General features: G+C 73.5%; 15 protein-coding genes, 1 pseudogene and 1 riboswitch. Of the genes and pseudogenes, 10 read left to right on the top strand and 6 right to left on the bottom strand.

Features of this window, described 5'->3' with window-relative positions:
* Nucleotides 1-39 precede the first annotated feature (39 nt).
* Complete coding sequence (locus tag IG90_RS0127885) at nucleotides 40-774, top strand: hypothetical protein (RefSeq protein ID WP_030590202.1); 735 nt, start codon at nucleotides 40-42, stop codon at nucleotides 772-774.
* Here the strand turns inward: IG90_RS0127885 and IG90_RS0127880 are convergent.
* The 3 genes from IG90_RS0127880 to IG90_RS0127870 form a co-directional block, all read right to left on the bottom strand.
* The gene (locus IG90_RS0127880) at nucleotides 764-1,555 is read right to left on the bottom strand and encodes an enoyl-CoA hydratase/isomerase family protein (protein WP_030590200.1); all 792 of its coding nucleotides are present in this window, start codon (nucleotides 1,553-1,555) and stop codon (nucleotides 764-766) included. The genes IG90_RS0127885 and IG90_RS0127880 overlap by 11 nt on opposite strands.
* 144 nt (nucleotides 1,556-1,699) lie before the next feature.
* Nucleotides 1,700-1,921, bottom strand: a complete 222-nt coding sequence (locus IG90_RS0127875) for a helix-turn-helix domain-containing protein (protein WP_006123601.1) — start codon at nucleotides 1,919-1,921, stop codon at nucleotides 1,700-1,702.
* Nucleotides 1,922-2,241: 320 nt separating this feature from the next.
* Nucleotides 2,242-3,840: an ABC-F family ATP-binding cassette domain-containing protein gene (locus IG90_RS0127870; RefSeq protein WP_030590192.1), complete on the bottom strand. Its 1,599-nt coding sequence runs from the start codon at nucleotides 3,838-3,840 to the stop codon at nucleotides 2,242-2,244.
* 186 nt (nucleotides 3,841-4,026) lie between these two features.
* On the opposite strand from IG90_RS0127870, the pseudogene IG90_RS42535 reads away from it, so the two are divergent.
* A pseudogene (locus tag IG90_RS42535) lies at nucleotides 4,027-4,338 on the top strand (neutral zinc metallopeptidase); the annotation flags it as partial.
* 98 nt (nucleotides 4,339-4,436) lie between these two features.
* Nucleotides 4,437-4,847, top strand: coding sequence for a VOC family protein (locus tag IG90_RS0127860; RefSeq protein WP_030590190.1), 411 nt, complete (start codon nucleotides 4,437-4,439; stop codon nucleotides 4,845-4,847).
* A 22-nt stretch (nucleotides 4,848-4,869) separates the two neighbouring features.
* Here IG90_RS0127860 and IG90_RS0127855 read toward each other — a convergent pair whose 3' ends face one another.
* The 3 genes from IG90_RS0127855 to IG90_RS0127845 form a co-directional block, all read right to left on the bottom strand.
* A complete protein-coding gene (locus IG90_RS0127855; protein WP_030590187.1) occupies nucleotides 4,870-6,210 on the bottom strand; it encodes a hypothetical protein in 1,341 nt (446 codons plus the stop codon).
* Between the two features lie 184 nt (nucleotides 6,211-6,394).
* Entirely contained in the window at nucleotides 6,395-7,522 is a 1,128-nt protein-coding gene (locus tag IG90_RS0127850) for an alpha/beta hydrolase (protein WP_030590184.1), read from the bottom strand.
* Between the two features lie 95 nt (nucleotides 7,523-7,617).
* Nucleotides 7,618-8,277 carry a class II aldolase/adducin family protein gene (locus tag IG90_RS0127845; RefSeq protein ID WP_030590182.1) on the bottom strand — a complete coding sequence of 220 codons (660 nt, stop codon included), beginning with the start codon at nucleotides 8,275-8,277 and terminating at the stop codon, nucleotides 7,618-7,620.
* A 277-nt stretch (nucleotides 8,278-8,554) separates the two neighbouring features.
* On the opposite strand from IG90_RS0127845, the gene IG90_RS0127840 reads away from it, so the two are divergent.
* The 7 genes from IG90_RS0127840 (at nucleotide 8,555) to IG90_RS0127810 (ending at nucleotide 17,173) form a co-directional block, all read left to right on the top strand.
* Nucleotides 8,555-9,817, top strand: a complete 1,263-nt coding sequence (locus tag IG90_RS0127840; RefSeq protein ID WP_030590179.1) for an inorganic phosphate transporter — start codon at nucleotides 8,555-8,557, stop codon at nucleotides 9,815-9,817.
* A gap of 12 nt (nucleotides 9,818-9,829) precedes the next feature.
* Entirely contained in the window at nucleotides 9,830-10,060 is a 231-nt protein-coding gene (locus IG90_RS0127835) for a hypothetical protein (protein ID WP_030590176.1), read from the top strand.
* A gap of 162 nt (nucleotides 10,061-10,222) precedes the next feature.
* Nucleotides 10,223-10,352, top strand: a riboswitch (cobalamin riboswitch).
* Nucleotides 10,353-10,490: 138 nt separating this feature from the next.
* On the top strand, nucleotides 10,491-11,486 hold the full coding sequence (locus IG90_RS0127830; protein ID WP_030590172.1) for a cobalamin biosynthesis protein: 996 nt from the start codon (nucleotides 10,491-10,493) through the stop codon (nucleotides 11,484-11,486).
* Nucleotides 11,483-13,183 carry a cobyric acid synthase gene (locus IG90_RS0127825; protein WP_030590169.1) on the top strand — a complete coding sequence of 567 codons (1,701 nt, stop codon included), beginning with the start codon at nucleotides 11,483-11,485 and terminating at the stop codon, nucleotides 13,181-13,183. The genes IG90_RS0127830 and IG90_RS0127825 overlap by 4 nt, the downstream gene beginning before the upstream one ends.
* On the top strand, nucleotides 13,180-15,228 hold the full coding sequence (locus tag IG90_RS0127820) for a putative cobaltochelatase (RefSeq protein ID WP_030590166.1): 2,049 nt from the start codon (nucleotides 13,180-13,182) through the stop codon (nucleotides 15,226-15,228). Before IG90_RS0127825 ends, IG90_RS0127820 begins: the two co-directional genes overlap by 4 nt.
* Nucleotides 15,228-15,827, top strand: a complete 600-nt coding sequence (gene cobO, locus IG90_RS0127815) for a cob(I)yrinic acid a,c-diamide adenosyltransferase (protein WP_030590163.1) — start codon at nucleotides 15,228-15,230, stop codon at nucleotides 15,825-15,827. The genes IG90_RS0127820 and cobO overlap by 1 nt, the downstream gene beginning before the upstream one ends.
* Nucleotides 15,821-17,173, top strand: coding sequence for a cobyrinic acid a,c-diamide synthase CobB (locus IG90_RS0127810; RefSeq protein ID WP_030590160.1), 1,353 nt, complete (start codon nucleotides 15,821-15,823; stop codon nucleotides 17,171-17,173). The genes cobO and IG90_RS0127810 overlap by 7 nt, the downstream gene beginning before the upstream one ends.
* The last annotated feature ends 11 nt before the right edge of the window (nucleotides 17,174-17,184 follow it).

Raw genomic sequence — 17,184 nt, 5'->3', positions numbered from 1 at the left:
TTTCCCCATCCCGCGCCGTGGATGCGGCAGTCTGGGGTGATGACGACGGCACGGGGCCCGCAGAGGGCCGACGAATGGACCGCTTCGGTACGGCAGCGGCTGGGCCTGGGCAGGCTGCTGCCGCTCGGCGGCCCGGCGGACGGCGCGTGGATCGCGGAGACGGCCGCCGCGTCGGTGCTGCGCGGGGCGGCCGCCCGCCCCGGGACGGTGCTGGGCAAGCTGCGGATCGGCCCGGCGGAGCAAGCGGGGGCCGGGGGCGGTCCCGGGGCTCCGCAGGTGCCGGCGGACCCGGCGCCGCCTCCGGTTCCGCCGAGCGCGATGCCGCCGGGGCCGCTGCGGATCGAGGCGGAGTTCTCCGCCGCCCCGGACCGGCCGCTGCCCGACGCCGCGGCGGCCCTGCGCGCGGTGCTCCTCACGGCCGCCGCCGCCCGGCTGGGTCTGGAGATCGCCGAGGTGGATCTGACGGTGACGGCATTGCTGGAGGGCGGTGCGCCCGGTCAGGTGACGGCGCCGGTGCCGACGACGGCCACGGTCCGGGTCGCGGAGCCGGAGGGCCCGGTGGCGACGGCGGCCGCCGGGGTGCCGGGCGTCGTCTCGCTGACCCGGGTCCTGGGCAGCCCCGTGCACACCGCCCCCGACCACGTACGGGTCGAGGTGGCGACGGCCGCGGACCACCGGGCGCTGGATGTCGCCCGGTCGGTGCGCACGGCGGTGGCGGCCACGGAGGAGCGGCTGCCGGTGTCGGTGCTGGTCACGGACGTGGTCAGTCGGTGATGCCCGCCAGGTCGCGGAGCCGGCGGCCCTGGGCGGCCCGCTCGGCGACGCGCTGCTCCTCGTAGTCACGCGAGAGCGCGCCACCGAGGAGGGCCTTCGTCTCGATGACGGCGTCGCGGGGTGCTGCCACCAGGGCGGCGGCGAGGTCGCGGGCCGCCGCGTCGAGCTGGTCGGCGGGAACCACGAGGTTGGCGAGGCCGGTGCGCTCGGCCTCCTCGGCGTGCACGAAGCGGCCGGTGGCGCAGATCTCGAGCGCGCGGGCGTACCCCACGAGGTGCACCAGGGGGTGGGTGCCCGTGAGGTCGGGAACGAGGCCGAGGCTGGTCTCACGCATGGCGAACTGCACGTCCTCGGCGACGATCCGCAGATCGCAGGCGAGGGCGAGCTGGAAGCCGGCGCCGATGGCGTGGCCCTGGACCGTCGCGATCGACACGAGGTCGTTGCGGCGCCACCAGGTGAAAGCCTCCTGGTACTCGGCGATCGTGGCGTCGAGCTCGGCCTCAGGGCCGCGCGCCATGTCGAGGAACGACGGCTCGCCGTCGAAGCCCTCGGGAGTGAAGGCCTGCCGGTCGAGGCCCGCGGAGAAGGACTTGCCCTCGCCGCGGAGCACCACGACCCGCACGGTGCCGGGCAGCACCCGTCCGGCCTCGGTCAACGCCCGCCACAGAGCGGGAGACTGAGCGTTGCGCTTGGCCGGACGGGTGAGCGTCACCGTGGCGACGGCGTCGTCGACGGTGAGCCGTACGCCGTCCTTGTCGAGCACAGTGTCGAGCGAGGTCATGGAGTACCTCCGGATGGGGTGCAGTCAGCACTCGGAAAGAAGTGACTGAACAGTAACCACCCGGACGACCTTGCGGTCAGCCGGGTGGCCACCCCGAATTCCGTTGGGCCCGAAGACACCGGAAACGCCGGAAACCCGGAGGCCTCAGGCCGAAGCGGCCTTCTTGCCTCGTGTCGCGCCGCCACGTCCCCGCAGCGTCACTCCGGACTCACTGAGCATCCGGTGGACGAACCCGTAGGAGCGGCCGGTTTCCTCGGCCAGCGCCCGGATGCTCGCACCGGAGTCGTACTTCTTCTTCAGGTCTGCCGCGAGCTTGTCACGCGCGGCGCCGGTCACCCGGCTGCCCTTCTTCAGAGTCTCGGCCACCCGTGCCTCCTCATGCGAAGTGCGCTCTGGACTCTCATGATCACCCCTACCGCGCGTCCTGGCCACCCATTCGGCAAGGTCGGTGCGAGAGGTTTCCCGGACGAGAAGCCCGTCGATGCGAGCGGAATCCCTGATTCCGGCGGGTGTGCAAGGGCACAGGACCCGGACCTACCGGAGAACCTCCAGGTCAGGGCCGTACGGGGAGAGGCGGCCGGACAACGGGCGCACGGCGGGTGAACCCCGGGCGCACCACCGGGGTACGAGACGTTCTCACGCAGATGATGGATCACACGTAGGCCGAATGATCCATCCCCGGTGGATCAGGCGAGAGCGACGAGGTCGCGGTAGTCCGCTCCCCAGAGGTCCTCGACGCCGTCCGGGAGCAGGATGATGCGCTCCGGCTGGAGCGCCTCGACGGCGCCCTCGTCGTGGGTGACGAGGACGACGGCGCCCTTGTAGGTGCGCAGCGCGCCGAGGATCTCCTCGCGGCTGGCGGGGTCGAGGTTGTTCGTCGGCTCGTCGAGCAGGAGCACGTTGGCGGAGGAGACGACCAGGGTCGCGAGGGCGAGCCGGGTCTTCTCACCGCCGGAGAGCACCCCGGCCGGCTTGTCGACGTCGTCGCCGGAGAAGAGGAACGAACCGAGCGTCTTGCGGACCGCGACGAGGTCGAGGTCGGGTGCGGCGGAGCGCATGTTCTCCAGGACCGTGCGGTCCGGGTCGAGGGTCTCGTGCTCCTGGGCGTAGTACCCGAGCTTGAGGCCGTGGCCCTCGATGATCTGGCCGGTGTCGGGCTTCTCGGCGCCGCCGAGCAGACGCAGCAGCGTGGTCTTGCCGGCGCCGTTGAGGCCGAGGATGACGACGCGGGAGCCCTTGTCGATGGCGAGGTCGACGTCGGTGAAGATCTCCAGCGAGCCGTACGACTTGGACAGGCCCTCCGCCATCAGCGGGGTCTTGCCGCAGGGCGAGGGGTCGGGGAAGCGCAGCTTGGCGACCTTGTCGGAGACCCGTACGGCCTCCAGGCCCGAGAGCAGCCGGTCGGCGCGCTTGGCCATGTTCTGGGCGGCGACGGTCTTGGTGGCCTTGGCTCGCATCTTGTCGGCCTGCGCGTTGAGGGTCGCGGCCTTCTTCTCCGCGTTCTGGCGCTCGCGCTTGCGGCGCTTCTCGTCGGCCTCGCGCTGCTGCTGGTAGAGCTTCCAGCCCATGTTGTAGACGTCGATCTGGGAGCGGTTGGCGTCGAGGTAGAACACCTTGTTGACGACCGTCTCGACCAGGTCGACATCGTGGGAGATCACGATGAAGCCGCCGCGGTAGGACTTGAGGTAGTCGCGCAGCCAGACGATGGAGTCGGCGTCGAGGTGGTTGGTGGGCTCGTCGAGGAGCAGGGTGTCGGCGTCCGAGAAGAGGATCCGGGCCAGCTCGACGCGGCGGCGCTGACCACCGGAGAGCGTGTGGAGGGGCTGGCCGAGGACCCGGTCGGGCAGGCTGAGCGCGGCGGCGATGGTGGCGGCCTCGGCCTCGGCGGCGTACCCGCCCTTGGTGAGGAACTCCGTCTCCAGGCGCTCGTACTTCTTCATCGCCTTCTCGCGGGTGGCGCCCTGCCCGTTCGCCATCCGGTCCTCGTTCTCGCGCATCTTGCGCAGGATCGCGTCGAGACCGCGGGCGGAGAGGATCCGGTCGCGGGCGAGGATGTCGAGGTCGCCGGTTCGCGGGTCCTGCGGGAGGTAGCCCACTTCGCCGGACCTGGTGATGGTGCCCCCGGCGGGGGTGCCCTCGCCCGCGAGGCACTTGGTGAGGGTGGTCTTGCCCGCTCCGTTGCGGCCGACGAGGCCGATGCGGTCGCCCTTGGCGATGCGGAAGGAAGCGGATTCGATGAGGATGCGGGCGCCGGCGCGCAGCTCGATGCCGGAAGCGGTGATCACGGAAAAACTCCAGGGCAGTATGGACGGCGGAGGGACGAGGGCGGAGGTCTCTCGACGCCGCTAATGCACAAGGAGAAAGGCCATACGGCCCATTCTACTGGCGGCGCGCAACTCCTTTTCCGCGTGCCCGGTGGGACGAATCATCCGGTACTCGGCGCAGGGCGGCACCCCCGCCGCCCGCCCGAGCGGCCGCGGGACGGGCGGCAGGGCGTGAACAGCAACGCCGTGAAGGTGGAGCTGCGGGCCGACTGCTACGCCGGGGTCCGGGCGCACCACACGACGACGCCGGCCGCCCGGCCGCTGATCACCGAGCTGACCCGGGCGGACTTCCGGGCGGCCTGGACGCGGTGGCGGTCGGCGACGACCGGATCCAGGAGCGGCATCAGGGCCGGGTCACCCCGGAGTCGTGAACGCACGGTTCGGCCGCGCAGCGGCGGCAGTGGTTCTCCACCGGCGTTCGTCACGGGTGACGTGGCGCGGTGCGACACGTTCGCGTGACCTGCGGGGACCTGCTTCGGCAGGGCGTTGTCAGTACCCGGTGGAAGACTGAGACACAGATCACAGCAGGCGCAGGGAAGTCATGAGAGGTGAGTGCGATGGCAGGCACGGCGAGCGGCGTTCCCACGATCTTTCCGACCATCCTGTACGACGACGCGAGGGCCGCGATCAGGATGCTGACGCAGGGCCTCGGCTTCTCCGAGGAGGCGGTCTACGAGGGGGAGAACGGCAGTGTGCTGCATGCCGAGCTGTCCTGCGGCAACGGCAGGGTGATGCTCGGCTCCAAGGGGCGCGGAGGGCTGTTCGCGCAGGCGATGGCGGGCGCGGGCCCGGCGGGGGTGTACGTGGTGGTGGACGAGGTGGACGAGCACTGCGCCCGGGCCAAGGAGTTCGGCGTGGAGATCCTCATGGAGCCGACCGACCAGGACTACGGCTCGCGGGACTACATGGCGCGGGACCCCGAGGGCAACGTGTGGAGCTTCGGGACGTACGCCCCGGGGTCCGGCTGAGCGGACCCCGGCGGCGGACGGTTCAGGCTCCTCCGGTGTGCACCTGGAAGGCGGCCCGGCGGACCGCTTTGGCCAGGGCCGGGTCAGGGTGGGCCGCGGCCAGGGCGACCAGGACCTGGACGGTGCGCGGGTGGCCGACGGCCCTGACCTCGTCGAGGAGGGCCGGGACGGTGCCCTGGACGGCGGAGTCGAGGTGGCGGACCAGCAGCCCGGTCTCGCCGTGGTCGGCGACGGCGGCCGCGGTGTCGACCCAGAGCCAGGTGGCCTCCTCACGGCTGAGGGCCTCCTGGGCGTCGTCCGGGTCGTTGCCCTCGTACTCGGCGAGCCAGAGCAGCGCGTAGGGCCGAAGCGAGGGTTCGGCGAGTACAGCGCGGACCTCGGGTTCGGCGGGGGCGCCGACGACCCGCAGCGCCTCGAAGGCCAGGCCGCGCAGCAGCGCGTCCTCGCCCCGGGCGACGGCCAGCAGTTCGGCGACGGCGCTGCCGACGGTACGGGCGGCGAGCCAGGCGCGGTATTCGTCGCGGGCCGGGCCGGGGGTGAGGCGGGCGCAGCCGAGGAGCATGTCGGCGGCGGACTGCTCGATGTTCCCGGCCGGGCTCTGGGCGGCGACGCAGATCTGTTCCAGCTTGACCCAGACCGCCCAGTTGCCGAGCGGGGTGAGGGTGGCGTGCCCTGTGCCGAGGGTCAGCGCCCCGACGGCGGCCAGGCCCTCCAGGGCCCAGTCGAGCAGCAGGGCGTTGAGGTCGTCGCTCCGCGCGGCTCCGGCGGCGGTCCCGGCCGGTCCGGCGGTCTCCGCCGAGTCGGCGGGCGCGGTTCTGCCGGGCGCCAGGGGCACTTCGCAGCGCTCCTCCTGGAGTTCGGCGACGCGCTGGCCTAGGAGGTCCAGCAGGGCGGGGACGGTGACGGGGCCCGCGGAGAGCTGGAGGAGCGAGAGCACCTGGGGTACGGCCTCGACGGCTTCGGCGACCGCGCCCGCCTCGATGTCCGCGGGGGCGGCGTGGACGAGCGACCAGGCGTCGAAGAGCGCCACCCAGCCGCGGAGGACGGCGGAGTCGTCCCGGTCCCAGGCGCGCAGCCGCCAGCCGGGGCGGGCGGTGTCGCCGTGGAGTTCGATGAGTCCGGCCAGCCGGGCCCGGTCCCAGCCCGCGCGGACCTGCGCCGGGGAGAGCTCCAGGGCGGTGGCCGCCCGTTCGAGCGCGTGGGCCGCGAGCGGGGCGGCGGTGCCCGGCCCCGGTGTGCCGGCCGCCCAGTGGGCGATGCGTACGGCGTCGGCGAGCACCGCCCTGGCCTGGCGTGCCAGTTCCGTACGGGGCGGGGTGCCCTCGGGGGGCCGGGGAGCCGGCCTGGTGCGCCGGGTGGTCACGGCCTTGCGGGCGGTGGCAAGGGGTCGCGGGCGGACAAGTCGCAGCCTGGAGTCGCGCGGAGTACGGGACGTCACGGGAGCAGTCTTGCCCCTGACGGCCCGAAAGCCCAAACGGAAGGCGATTCACCGGTACGTGAAAGGTTCCCCCGGTGCGACAGCTGGGGGGAGAGTTCACCCCATCGGCTCACATCAGGGGCGTGAGGAAGCGTCGCAGGGTCTCCTCGTAACGGGCCGGGTCGGCGTTCCACATCGACGCATGCGGAGCCTGCGGTACGGCGTGGAGGCTGACCAGATCCGCGCGGCGGGCGGCGAGCTCGCGGGATGACTCCCAAGGGGCGATCGTGTCGTCCGGGCCGTGCAGGATCAGGGTCGGGGTGCGCAGCGAGGCCGCCAGCGAGGTCTCCAGCACCGGGGCGGCGCTCATCCCGGTCCGGCCCTGGGCGGCGCGGACGGCGAGCGGCAGCAGGGCGGCCGGGACGCCGCGGGCGGCGGCCAGGGCGCGCAGGGTGACCGGCCAGTCCAGCACCGGGGAGTCGAGGACGAGACCCCTGATCCGGTCGCGGAGCGGGGATTCGACCGCGGCGTACAGGGCCGTGGTGGCGCCGGTGGACCAGCCGTGGACGATCACGTTCCGGGCGCCGTAGCGCAGTGCGTAGCGGAGGGCGGCGTCGAGGTCGCGCCATTCGGAGGCGCCGAAGTGGCCGAGGCCGTCGGCGGGGCGGGGGGCTCCGGGGTCGCCCCGGTAGGCGAGGTCGAGCACGGGGAAGCCCTGTCGGTGCAGGAACCCCATCAGGTTCATGGGGTGGGCCAGGGTGGTGCCGAGGCCGTGCACGGTGATGACCCAGGTGTCGCGGGCGCCGGGGACGTACCAGGCGGGCAGGGTTCCCAGCTCGCCTGGGATCTCGACCTCCTGGTGGTCCAGGCCGAGGTCGCTGCCCGGGTCGCCGCCGTACAGCGCGGGGGTGAGCCGGACCTTCACGCCGGGTTCGAGGATGCCCTGGCCGACGCTCTCCAGCCTCCGGACGACGGTGTCGGCGGCCTGGGAGGCCCCTTCGACGACGGGCCCGACGACCGCGTGGACCCCGGGTCCGGCCAGGCCGTAGGTGCCGGGCCGGAGCGCCGAGAAGGAGCGGGTCAGGGTGACCTGCCCGGACGCCGCGGCGTGCACAGTGAGTCTGCGGTCGGCGGGGAGGGGAAGTCCGGGCGCCGCCTTGAGGGCGGCGTCGCCGGCGTACCGGCCGGCCGCGACCACTGCCGCACCGACGCCGAGGATCGTGGTGACGGCCGTTGCCGTCGCGGTTACCGGGCGCACCGCTTCAGTGTCGTGGGACGGGCGGCGGGCTGCCAGCCGGCGGGGGCCGTCCGGGCGGGCGCGGCCTCCGGCGGCTGCAGAGACCGGGGCGCGGGTCAGCCGGGCTGGCCGTATCCCTTGAGCGCTTCGGTCACCTCGGCCAGCTGGCCGGCGTCGAGCAGGGACGGGGTGCGGCCGGGCACGGAGCTCGCGGTGAGCCAGAGACGGCACAGCCACTCCAGTTGGGCGGTGCGCTCGTAGGCCTGGTCGAGGGTGTCGCCGTAGGTGACGGTGCCGTGGTTGGCGAGCAGAGCGCCGGTGCGGTCGCGCAGGGCTTCGAGCATGGCCTCGGCCAGCTCCGGGGTGCCGTAGCGGGCGTAGGCGGCGGTGCGGACGGGGCCGCCGAGGATGGCGGCCGCGTAGTGGACGAGCGGCAGCTCGGTGACGAGGGTGGAGACGGCGGTGGCGTGCACGGCGTGGGTGTGGACCACGGCGGCGGCGTCGGTGGAGCGGTAGACCGCCAGGTGGAGGGGGAGTTCGCTGGTCGGCCCGAGGCCCCCGAGGACCTGGCGTCCCTCGAGGTCGACGCCGACCGCGTCGTCGGGTCCGAGCCGGTCGTAGGGCACCCCGCTGGGCGTCACCAGGACCAGGTCGCCGACGCGGGCCGACACATTGCCCGAGGTGCCGACGACCAGGCCGTCCGACGCGCTGCGGCGGGCCGTCGCGACGACGTCCCGCCAGGTCTCCCGGACAGATTCCGGGTGCTGCTCGCTCATGGGGCGAGCGTAGGCGCGAACGGGCGCAACCGGAACGTCACATGGGGAGTGACGGGGATCTCTTCCGGGTGCCGAACAGCCGGTCAAAATGTTCGCCAACGGGCGGCAAAGGGCAGTCCACGCCGCACCCCACAGGCATCCCGCAACCACGCCCGCACACAAGCGGAAGCGGCCTGCCCCGTTTTGGGTCACCGCAACGCCCTGCCCAGTTCATCTTCCGTTCACCCAGGTTGCCTACGGTCCACGTGCCACTGACGTCGAACGATTGCCTGGGTAAATGGAACACATCACGCTGCTGCTTGCGATTGTGGTCGTGACAGCTCTCGTGTTCGATTTCACGAACGGTTTCCACGACACCGCCAACGCGATGGCCACCACCATCTCGACCGGCGCCCTGAAGCCCAAGACAGCGGTGGCGATGTCCGCCGTTCTCAACCTGATCGGCGCGTTCCTGTCGGTGGAGGTCGCCAAGACGATCTCCGGCGGGATTGTCAACGAGGACGGCCTCAGAACCGAGGTCATCTTCGCGGCGCTCGTCGGCGCCATCCTGTGGAATCTCCTGACCTGGCTGGTCGGCCTGCCCTCCAGTTCCTCCCACGCCCTGTTCGGCGGTCTGATCGGCGCCGCGGTCATGTCGGCCGGCTGGTCCTCGATCAACGGCGGCACCGTCGTCACCAAGGTGCTGCTCCCGGCGATCGCCGCCCCGCTGGTGGCCGGCCTCGCCGCGATGCTGGCCACGCGGCTGACGTACCGGATCAACCGGAACGTCACCGACGAGAACCAGCTGAAGTCGACGGCCAAGGGCTACCGGGCCGGGCAGATCGCCTCCGCCGGTCTCGTCTCGCTCGCCCACGGCACCAACGACGCCCAGAAGACGATGGGCATCATCACCCTGGCCCTGGTCACCGGCGGCGTCCTCGCCCCCGGCTCCAACCCGCCGCTGTGGGTCATCGTCTCCGCCGGTGTCGCCATCGCGCTCGGCACCTACCTGGGCGGCTGGCGCATCATCCGCACCATGGGCAAGGGTCTGACCGACCTCCAGCCGCCGCAGGGCTTCGCCGCCCAGACCAGCGCGGCGACCGTCATCCTGGCCTCCTCGCACCTCGGCTTCTCGCTCTCCACCACGCAGTCCTGCTCCGGCGCCGTGATGGGCGCGGGCCTCGGCCGCAAGGGGGGCGTGGTCCGCTGGTCCACCGCCACCCGGATGTTCATCGCCTGGGGTCTGACGCTGCCGGCCGCGGGTCTGGTCGGCGCGGGCGCCGAGTTCCTGACCAAGCAGGGCCCTTGGGGCATCACCGTCACCGCGATCCTGCTCGTCGGTGGTTCCTTCGCGATCTGGCTGGCCTCGCGCCGCCGGCCGGTCGACCACACCAACGTCAACGACACGGCCGGGGAGGACGAGCCGCAGGGCGTCGTCACCACCGCCATCGCCGCGGTCCAGCCGCCGCCCGTCGGCGGCCCGGCCGCCGACCTCATGACCACCATCCCGGCGCCGGCGCCGGCGCCCGACGACCCGGCCCGGCCGCCGGCCACGGTGTAAGGACAGATCCGCATGAAAATCGACTGGGCAGCTCTCGCCTCCGTCTTCGGTGTCAGTCTCGTGGTCACCGTCGCACTGGTCGGGCTCTTCACCCTGGGCATCGTCGCCCTCTCCAAGCAGTCCGCCGCGGCCGGAAGCAGCGCCTCCGGCGGTTCGGTCGCGCTGGCGCGCACCGGCGCGTACGCCTGCTTCGGGCTGTGCCTGGCGGCGGTCTCGTACGGGATCTACCTGATCGTCGCCTGATCCCGTTCCACCGCACTCCGCAGCACTCCTCCGGGCCGGACACACCCTCGTGTGTCCGGCCCGATGTGCGTCCGCACACAGTGGAGCCCCGCAGGTCAACAGCAAGTTGACGGGTGTTCGCAGGGCGTGGTGGACTGCCGGAGCCATTTACGGCGACAGCAGAGGAAGCCGGTGCGAATCCGGCGCGGTCCCGCCACTGTCACCGGGGAGCACTCCCCCACACCGGATGTCACGGCCCGCGACACGCGGGCTGGAAGGCCGGGGGAACTGCGGATCCGGAAGCCAGGAGACTCTCGTCGCCGGTCACGTCGAACCAGGGCGCGGACCCTGAGTGAGGACCTACGCCATGCCCGGCCGCCGTGCGCCGCATCCCGTGCCCCCCAGAACAGGCCCCGGTGCCGGAACGCCCCTGCCCGCGGGGGGCTGAGCCGTGCGTGCCGATCGCGTCTTCGCGTACGGCGCCACGGCCGGGCTGATCGCCGACGCCCTGCTCGGTGACCCCCGTCGAGGCCATCCCGTCGCCGGTTTCGGCCGCGCCGCCGCGCGGGTGGAGTCCCTGCTGTGGCGTGACGACCGGGGCCGGGGCGCGCTGCACACCCTCGTCTGCGCCGGAGGCGCCGTGGGGGCCGCCGCGCTGACCGCCCGCGCGGTACGGGGGCGCCCCGCGCTCGCCGTCGCGCTGACCGCCGCCACCGCCTGGTCCGTCGTCGGCGGTACGTCGCTGGGCCGGGAGGCCCGCGCCATCGGCGGCGCCCTGGCCGCCGGGGACCTGGAGGTGGCCCGGGAGCGGCTGCCGCGTCTGTGCGGGCGCGATCCGCACTCCCTGGACCATCCGGGGATCGCCCGCGCGGTCGTCGAGTCGGTCGCGGAGAACACCTCGGACGCCGTCGTCGGCGCGCTGGTGTGGGGGGCGATCGGCGGGGTGCCGGGGCTCGTCGGCTTCCGGGCCGTGAACACGCTCGACGCGATGGTCGGCCACAAGTCGCCCCGCTACCGCCGTTACGGGTGGGCCTCGGCCCGCCTGGACGACCTCGCGGGGTGGCCCGGCGCCCGCCTGACGGCCGCGCTGGCCGTGGCGGCGGGCGGGCGGCCGTCGCAAGCCGTACGCGCCTGGAAGGCCGACGCGGGACGCCACCCGAGCCCGAACGCCGGTCCGGTGGAGGCCGCGTTCGCTGGGGCGCTCGGCGTACGGCTGGGCGGGACGCTGGCGTACGCGGGGCGCGTCGAGCACCGGCCGGTGCTGAACGGGGCGTCCGGGCGGGACGTGCGGGGTGCGGACATCGAACGCGCGGTGCGGTTGTCGCGCCGGGTGAGTGCGCTGGCCCTGGGTGTGTGCGTGGCGGGCCGGACTGTCGCGGGACGGATGGCCGCGGGCCGGACGGTCGCGGGCCGGACGGTCGCGGGACGGAAGCGAGGACGGGCATGAGCGGTGGACTGCTGGTCGCGGGGACCACATCGGACGCGGGCAAGAGCGTCGTCACGGCCGGCATCTGCCGGTGGCTGGTGCGCCGGGGCGTGAAGGTCGCGCCGTTCAAGGCGCAGAACATGTCCCTGAACTCCTTCGTGACCCGGGAGGGTGCGGAGATCGGGCGGGCCCAGGCGATGCAGGCGCAGGCCGCCCGGGTGGAGCCGACGGCCCTGATGAACCCGGTGCTGCTGAAGCCCGGCAGCGACCGGTCCAGCCAGGTGGTCCTGATGGGGAAGCCGGTCGGCGAGATGAGCGCCCGGGGGTACCACGGGGGCCGTCAGGAGACGCTGCTCGGCACGGTCACCGACTGTCTGGAGCAGCTGCGGTCGACCTATGACGCGGTGATCTGCGAGGGAGCCGGAAGCCCAGCCGAGATCAACCTGCGGCGCACCGACATCGTGAACATGGGGATCGCGCGGGCCGCGGGCTTCCCCGTACTGGTGGTCGGGGACATCGACCGCGGCGGGGTCTTCGCGTCGTTCTTCGGGACGACGGCGCTGCTGAGCGCGGAGGACCAGGCGCTGGTCGCGGGCTACCTGGTGAACAAGTTCCGGGGCGACGTCTCGCTGCTGGAGCCGGGGCTGGACATGCTGTACGGGCTGACCGGGCGGCGGACGTACGGGGTGCTGCCGTACGCCCACGGGCTCGGCATCGACGAGGAGGACGGCCTGCGGGTGTCCCTGCGGGGTGCGGTACGGGAGTCGGTCGTGGCTCCCCCGCACGGCGAGGACGTGCTGCGGGTGGCGGTCTGCGCCGTGCCGCTCATGTCGAACTTCACGGACGTGGACGCGCTGGCCGCCGAACCGGGCGTCGTCGTGCGGTTCGTGGACCGGGCCGATGAGCTGGCCGACGCGGACCTGGTCATCGTGCCCGGGACGCGCGGCACGGTGAAGGCGCTGGCCTGGCTGCGCGAGCGGGGCCTCGCGGACGCACTGGTGCGGCGGGCGGCGGAGGGCCGGCCGGTGCTGGGGATCTGCGGCGGGTTCCAGGTGCTCGGTGAGCGGATCGAGGACGAGGTCGAGTCGCGGGCCGGGGTGGTGGACGGGCTGGGGCTGCTGCCGGTGCGGATTCGCTTCGACCGGGCCAAGACGCTGGCGCGGCCGGTCGGTTCGGCGCTGGGCGAGCCGGTGGAGGGGTACGAGATCCACCACGGGGTGGCCGATGTACGGGGCGGCGAGCCGTTCCTCGACGGATGCCGGGTGGGGGCGGTGTGGGGGACGCACTGGCACGGGTCGCTGGAGAGCGACGCGTTCCGGCGGCGGTTCCTGGTGGAGGTGGCCCGGGCCGCGGGGCGGCGGTTCGTTCCTGCGCCGGACACGAGTTTCGGGGTGCTGCGGGAGGAGCAGCTGGATCGGCTGGGGGATCTTGTGGAGGAGCATGCGGACACCGATGCGTTGTGGCGGTTGATCGAGGGGGGTGCGCCGGCGGGGTTGCCGTTCGTGCCGCCGGGGGCGCCTTCGGTGCCCGGTGCGGGGGCCGGCGGGAGTGCGGGTGCGGGGACTCCGGAGAGCCGGGGCGCTGCCCCGGACCCCGCTCCTCGGTCGCCGGAGGGGCTTGAAGTGGCCGAGGCGCCTGACGTCGCCCGGTCCGCCGGGTCAAGGGCCGAGGGGCTCAGGGAAGCAGCTGATGTTCATGTCGACCAGGAGGCCAAGTGAGTACGCCGTATCCCTTCACCGCGATCGTCGGGCAGGACGACCTGCGGCTCGGGCTGTTGCTGAACGCGGTCAGTCCGGCTGTCGGCGGGGTGCTCGTGCGGGGCGAGAAGGGGACCGCCAAGTCCACCGCCGTCCGCGCGCTGGCCGCCCTCGTGCCCGAGGTCTTCGTGGTGCCCGGGTGCCGGTTCTCCTGTGACCCGGCCTCCCCGGATCCGGCGTGTCCCGATGGGGCGCACGCGGAGGCGGCCGGTGTGTCGCGGCCCGCGCGGACCGTGGAGCTGCCCGTCGGCGCGTCCGAGGACCGGCTCGTGGGGGCGCTGGACATCGAGCGGGCGCTGTCGGAGGGCGTGAAGGCGTTCGAGCCGGGGCTGCTGGCCGACGCGCACCGCGGGATCCTGTACGTCGACGAGGTCAACCTGCTCCACGACCACCTGGTGGACCTGCTGCTGGACGCGGCGGCCATGGGCGCCTCGTACGTCGAGCGCGAGGGCGTCTCCGTACGGCATGCGGCGCGGTTCCTGCTGGTCGGGACGATGAACCCGGAAGAGGGCGAGCTGCGGCCGCAGTTGCTGGACCGGTTCGGGCTGACCGTCGAGGTGGCCGCGTCCCGGGACACCGACGAGCGGGTCGAGGTCGTGCGGCGCAGGCTCGCGTACGACGACGACCCCGGGGGCTTCGCCGCGCGCTGGGCCGAGGAGGAGTCGGCCCTGCGCGAGCGGATCGCCGCCGCGCGCGCCCTGCTGCCCCGTGTCGTGCTGGGCGACGGCGTGTTGCGGCAGATCGCCGCGACCTGCGCCGCGTTCGAGGTCGACGGGATGCGGGCCGACATCGTGATGGCCCGTACCGCGACCGCGCTGGCCGCCTGGGCGGGGCGCGAGGCGGTCACCGCCGACGACGTGCGGCAGGCCGCGCTCCTCGCGCTCCCCCACCGGCGTCGCCGCAACCCCTTCGACGCGCCCGGACTGGACGAGGACAAGCTCGACCGGACCCTGGACGAGGCCGCCGGGGACCAGGGGCGGGACAACGACGACGATCCCGATCCCGACGGGGGCGGGAACGATGACGGTGGCGGCGGTGGTGGCGGGGGTGTGCCGCCGCAGGCCGACGGAGACCGTACGCCGCCGCAGGGCGAGGACGGCAGCGACGGCGACACGCCGTCGCAGGCTCCCGAAGGCGCCCCCGACGCGCCCGGCCGGTCCGCCGGGGCCGAGCAGCGGCCGGTGGCGTCCGCCGAGCCGTTCCGGACGAAGACGCTCAGCGTGCCGGGGCTCGGCGAGGGCGCTGCGGGGCGGCGGTCCCGGGCCCGTACCGAGCACGGGCGTACGACCGGCGCGCGCCGCCCGCGGGGGTCGCTGACCAAGCTGCATCTGGCCGCGACCGTGCAGGCCGCCGCCCCGCACCAGCGGGCGCGCGGGCGTTCCGGGCGGGGGCTCGTGGTGCGCCGGGACGATCTGCGTCAGGCGACCCGGGAGGGGCGTGAGGGCAACCTCGTGCTGTTCGTCGTGGACGCCTCCGGGTCGATGGCGGCCCGGCAGCGGATGAGCGCGGTCAAGGGGGCCGTGCTGTCGCTGCTGCTCGATGCCTACCAGCGGCGGGACAAGGTCGGTCTGGTCACCTTCCGGGGGAGGGAGGCGGAGGTGGCGCTGCCGCCGACCTCGTCCGTGGACGCGGCCGCCTCGCGCCTGGAGTCGCTGCCCACCGGCGGGCGCACTCCGCTGGCCGCCGGGCTGCTCAAGGCCCATGACGTGCTGCGGGTGGAGCGGTTGCGTGATCCGTCGCGGCGGCCGCTGCTCGTCGTCGTCACGGACGGCCGGGCGACCGGCGGTCCGGAGCCGGTCGCGCTCGCGGGGCGGGCGGCGCGACTGCACCAGGCCGAGGGGACGGCCTCGGTCGTCGTGGACTGCGAGTCGGGGTACGTACGCCTCGGCCTCGCCGGAGAACTCGCCCGGGAACTGGGAGGCACCGCCGTCACGCTCGACGAGCTGCGGGCCGACTCGATCGCCGGGCTCGTCAAGGACGTCACCGCAGCCGGGAGGGCCGCTTAATGCCGCAGGGACAGCCGACATCGGTGCCGGACGACGGGCTCACCACCCGTCAGCGGCGCAACCGCCCGCTCCTGTTCGTCCACACGGGCATCGGGAAGGGCAAGTCGACAGCAGCTTTCGGGCTCGCGCTGCGGGCCTGGAACCAGGGCTGGCCGATCGGGGTCTTCCAGTTCGTGAAGTCGGCGAAGTGGAAGGTCGGCGAGGAGAACGCGCTGAAGGTGCTGGGCGCGAGCGGCGAGGGCGGCACCGTCGACTGGCACAAGATGGGCGAGGGCTGGTCCTGGGTCCAGCGCGACGGTCAGCTCGACAACGAGGAGAAGGCCCGCGAGGGCTGGGAGCAGGTCAAGCGCGACCTGGCGGCCGAGACGTACAAGCTGTACGTGCTCGACGAGTTCGCCTACCCGATGCACTGGGGCTGGATCGACACCGACGAGGTCGTCGAGGTCATGCGGAACCGGCCCGGTACCCAGCATGTGGTGATCACCGGCCGTAACGCGCCCGACCGGCTCATCGAGGCCGCCGACCTGGTGACCGACATGTCGAAGGTCAAGCACCCGATGGACGCGGGGCAGAAGGGCCAGAGGGGCATCGAGTGGTGACTGTGCCCCGTCTGGTCATCGCCGCTCCGGCCTCCGGCAGCGGCAAGACCACCGTCGCCACCGGCCTGATGGCCGCCTTCGCCGCGCGCGGGCAGGCCGTCTCGCCGCACAAGGTGGGCCCGGACTACATCGATCCGGGCTACCACTCGCTGGCGACGGGCCGCCCCGGCCGCAATCTCGACGCGTACATGTGCGGGACGGACCTCATCGCCCCGCTGTTCGCGCACGGGTCGGCGGGGTGCGACCTCGCCGTGGTCGAGGGCGTGATGGGGCTGTACGACGGTGCCTCGGGGCAGGGGGAGCTGGCGTCCACCGCCCAGGTGGCGAAGCTGCTCCGGGCCCCTGTGGTGCTGGTGGTGGACGCATCGTCGCAGTCGCGTTCGGTGGCGGCCCTGGTGCACGGGTTCGCCTCCTGGGATCCGGAGGTGCGGATCGGCGGGGTGATCCTGAACAAGGTGGCCTCCGACCGCCACGAGGCGCTGCTGCGGGACGCGTTGGACGAGTCGGGCCTGCCGGTGCTGGGCGTGCTGCGCCGGGCGCCTCAGGTGGCGACGCCCTCGCGCCACCTGGGTCTGGTGCCGGTGGCCGAGCGGCAGGGCGATGCGGTGGACTCCGTGGCGGCGATGGGCGAGCGGGTGCGGGCCGGGTGCGACCTGGACGCTCTGATGGCGCTGGCCCGCACCGCGCCCGCGCTGCCGGACGAGGCGTGGGAGCCGGCGACCGCCCCGGCGGTGGGGCCGGTCAGGCCCGTCGTCGCCGTGGCCGGCGGGGCGGCGTTCACGTTCGCTTACGCGGAGCACGCCGAGCTGCTGACGGCGGCCGGTGCGGAGGTCGTGACCTTCGATCCGTTGCGGGACGAGAAGCTGCCGGCCGGTACGGCGGGGCTCGTGATCGGCGGCGGGTTCCCGGAGATGTACGCCCCCGAGCTGTCGGCGAACGAGCCGTTGCGGCGGGCGGTCACGGAGTTGGCCCTGAGCGGGGCTCCGGTGGCGGCCGAGTGCGCGGGGCTGCTGTATCTGGCGCGGGAGCTGGACGGGCGGCCGATGTGCGGGGTGCTGGACGCCGAGGCCCGGATGTCCGAGCGCCTCACGCTCGGGTACCGGCAGGCGGTCGCGGTCTCGGACAGTGCGCTGGCGGTGGCGGGGACCCGGACGCGCGGTCATGAGTTCCACCGCACGGTGCTGGAGCCGGGGGCGGGGACCACACCGGCCTGGGGCATGCACCAGCCGGAGCGGCGGGTCGAGGGGTACGTCCAGCGGGGCGTGCACGCGAGCTATCTGCACACCCACTGGGCAGCGTCGCCCTCGGTGGCCCGGCGGTTCGTCGAACACTGCCGGGCGCGGTGAGCGACCCGCGC

This window comes from Streptomyces anulatus, assembly GCF_000721175.1.
GTDB lineage: Bacteria > Actinomycetota > Actinomycetes > Streptomycetales > Streptomycetaceae > Streptomyces > Streptomyces anulatus_C.
The sequence above is the reverse complement of the archived record's forward strand: the minus strand, read 5'-3'. Positions and strand labels throughout refer to the sequence as shown.

Excerpts from the sequence above, each read along its gene's own strand:
- IG90_RS0127885 (WP_030590202.1), top strand. The coding sequence starts at position 40 with ATGACGACGGCACGGGGCCCGCAGAGGGCCGACGAATGGACCGCTTCG.
- IG90_RS0127880 (WP_030590200.1), bottom strand. The coding sequence starts at position 1,555 with ATGACCTCGCTCGACACTGTGCTCGACAAGGACGGCGTACGGCTCACC.
- IG90_RS0127860 (WP_030590190.1), top strand. The coding sequence starts at position 4,437 with ATGGCAGGCACGGCGAGCGGCGTTCCCACGATCTTTCCGACCATCCTG.
- IG90_RS0127845 (WP_030590182.1), bottom strand. The coding sequence starts at position 8,277 with ATGAGCGAGCAGCACCCGGAATCTGTCCGGGAGACCTGGCGGGACGTC.
- IG90_RS0127840 (WP_030590179.1), top strand. The coding sequence starts at position 8,555 with ATGGAACACATCACGCTGCTGCTTGCGATTGTGGTCGTGACAGCTCTC.
- IG90_RS0127835 (WP_030590176.1), top strand. The coding sequence starts at position 9,830 with ATGAAAATCGACTGGGCAGCTCTCGCCTCCGTCTTCGGTGTCAGTCTC.
- IG90_RS0127825 (WP_030590169.1), top strand. The coding sequence starts at position 11,483 with ATGAGCGGTGGACTGCTGGTCGCGGGGACCACATCGGACGCGGGCAAG.
- cobO (WP_030590163.1), top strand. The coding sequence starts at position 15,228 with ATGCCGCAGGGACAGCCGACATCGGTGCCGGACGACGGGCTCACCACC.